General features: G+C 70.5%; 3 protein-coding genes. 1 reads left to right on the forward strand and 2 read right to left on the reverse strand.

What is annotated here, in order from left to right:
* A partial coding sequence (locus OOT08_RS05920; protein WP_325091660.1) for a bifunctional o-acetylhomoserine/o-acetylserine sulfhydrylase occupies nucleotides 1-1,311 on the forward strand: 1,311 nt, incomplete at its 5' end.
* Between the two features lie 99 nt (nucleotides 1,312-1,410).
* Here OOT08_RS05920 and OOT08_RS05925 read toward each other — a convergent pair.
* Together OOT08_RS05925 and OOT08_RS05930 are read right to left on the reverse strand one after the other, a co-directional pair.
* Entirely contained in the window at nucleotides 1,411-1,866 is a 456-nt protein-coding gene (locus OOT08_RS05925) for a MarR family winged helix-turn-helix transcriptional regulator (protein WP_325091661.1), read from the reverse strand.
* Nucleotides 1,867-1,953: 87 nt separating this feature from the next.
* The coding region (locus tag OOT08_RS05930) for an NADPH-dependent F420 reductase (RefSeq protein WP_325091663.1) at nucleotides 1,954-2,444 on the reverse strand (491 nt) is incomplete at its 5' end.

A 2,444-nucleotide genomic window follows, 5' to 3' on the forward strand; every position in this document is an offset into this window, starting at 1 on the left:
TGGCAGTTTGAGACCAAGCAGGTGCACGTTGGGGCCGTTCCGGACCCCACCACGAACTCCCGCGCGGTGCCGATCTACCAGACCACGGCCTACACCTTCAACGACTCCGACCACGCGAAGAACCTCTTCGCGCTGGCCGAGTTCGGCAACATCTACGCCCGGATCCAGAACCCGACCTGGGACGTCGCCGAGCAGCGCATCGCCGCGCTCGAGGGCGGCAGCGCCGCGCTCCTCCTCGCCTCCGGCCAGGCCGCCACCACGACCGCGGTGCTGAACATCGCCCAGGCCGGAGACCACATCGTGTCCTCCAGCTCCATCTACGGCGGCACCTACAACCTCTTCAAGTACACGCTCGCCAAGCTCGGCATCGAGGTCACCTTCGTCGAGGACCAGGACGACGCCGCCGAGTGGCAGCGCGCGGTCCGCCCGAACACGAAGCTGTTTTTCGCCGAAACCATCGGCAACCCGAAGATCAACATCCTCGACATCCGCCTCGTCGCTGACGTCGCCCACGAGAACGGCCTGCCCCTGATCGTGGACAACACGATCGCCACCCCGTACCTCATTCGCCCGCTGGAGCACGGCGCTGACATCGTGGTGCACTCCGCGACCAAGTTCCTCGGCGGCCACGGCACGACCCTCGGCGGCGTCCTCGTGGACGGCGGCAGCTTCAAGTGGTCCGAGAACGTCGAGAAGTTCCCGGGGCTCACGGAGCCGGACCCCTCCTACCACGGCGCGAGCTACACGACCGCGGTCGGCGACGCCATCGCGTTCATCATCAAGGCGCGCGTGCAGCTGCTTCGCGACCTCGGCTCCGCGATCTCCCCGAACAGCGCCTGGCTGCTGATCCAAGGCATCGAGACCCTGTCGCTGCGCATCGAGCGCCACGTGCAGAACGCGCAGGAGATCGCCGAGTGGCTCGAGGAGCACCCGGATGTGGCGAGCGTGAACTACTCGGGCCTGCCGTCGAGCCCCTGGTACCAGGCCGCGAACACCTACGCGCCGAAGGGCGTCGGCGCCGTGCTCTCCTTCGAGCTGAAGGGCGGCGTGGACGCCGGTCGCGCGCTCGTCGACAGCCTGGAGCTGTTCAGCCACGTCGCGAACATCGGCGACGTGCGCAGCCTCATCATCCACCCCGCGTCCACGACGCACTCGCAGCTCACCCCGGAGCAGCAGCTCACCACCGGGGTCACCCCGGGCCTGATTCGCCTCTCCGTCGGCATCGAGAACATCGCCGACATCAAGGCGGACCTGGAAACCGGCTTCGCCGCGGCCCGCGCCGTGGTCACCGCCGCCCGCGCCGGAGCCTAAGCCGCACGACCGGGACGACCGGCAACACCGCCCGCCGCCGACACGATCCCTCGTTTCGGCGGCGGGCGGTGTCGTTCCGGCGGGTGCTTTCGTGCCGGCTCAGCCGCCGGGAAACATGTCCCGGAGGCCGCGGATTCGCTCGATCACCGAGGCCCGGTTGGTCCGCGCCGCGCCGAGGATCTCGGCCTCCCGGCGGCGCATCTCCGCGCAGCCGGTCTCCAGCAGTTCCTCGCCGAGCGGGGTGACCCGGATCAGCTTCTGCCGGGCGTCATCCGGGCTGCGCTCCTGCTCGCACCACCCCTTCCGCATGAGCTTCTTCGCGGCCATCGTGAGGGTGGACTGCGCGAGGTGCGCCTGCTTGCTCAGCGCGGACATCGAGAGGGGGCCCTCGCTCTGGATGATCGTGAGCAGGCCGAAGTCGTCGAGGCTGATGTCCAGCTCGGCGAGCGCTTCGGCGGCTGAGGCGCGCACCGTTCGAGACAGCGCCCAGAAGTGGAAGTAGACGGTGTGGGGCATCGGGGGGACCGCGGGGGAATCGGAGCTGGGGGAAGACACCGCCCCACTGTAAACGCTTCGCGTGGCGGGGGATCTCCCCCGGGCCGGGAGCCGCGAAATTCTCCTGGGCCGCGGCTCCCGGCCCGCTCAGCTCGGTCGTGCCGCGTGCTCGGCCTCCGCCGGGTCCGGGCGCGGGAAGCCGGTCAGTGCGACTCCCGCGCTGACGCGGTAGCGGCGGTTGACCGAGATGATCACCGCGGTCAGCGCTTCGAGCGTGCCCGCCAGCCGGAGCGCGCCCGCTCGCACCGGGCGGGCGCCGAGCCCACGCCGGGTCAGCTCGTCGACGAGCAGCAGGGCGTCCTCGTCGTCCCCGCAGAGCAGCACGTCGTCCCCGGACACATCGGCCTCGGGCCGGAGCAACTTCGGGGCAGAGAGGTGGTGATACGCGGCCACCACCCGGGCTTCCGGCGCGAGCTGCGCCGCCTCCTCCGCCGCGCTGCCGGCCCCGGGCTGAATCGCGAAGGCCCCCGAGGCGTCGAAGCCGACCGGGTTGACGCAGGAGATCACCGTTTTCCCGGCGAGCTCCCCGCGCAGCCCCCGGATCAGCTCCGCGTGCCCCGCGTAGGGCACCGCGAGGA

The sequence above is a fragment of the Leucobacter sp. M11 genome, from assembly GCF_035726885.1.
Taxonomy (GTDB): domain Bacteria; phylum Actinomycetota; class Actinomycetes; order Actinomycetales; family Microbacteriaceae; genus JAPFRB01.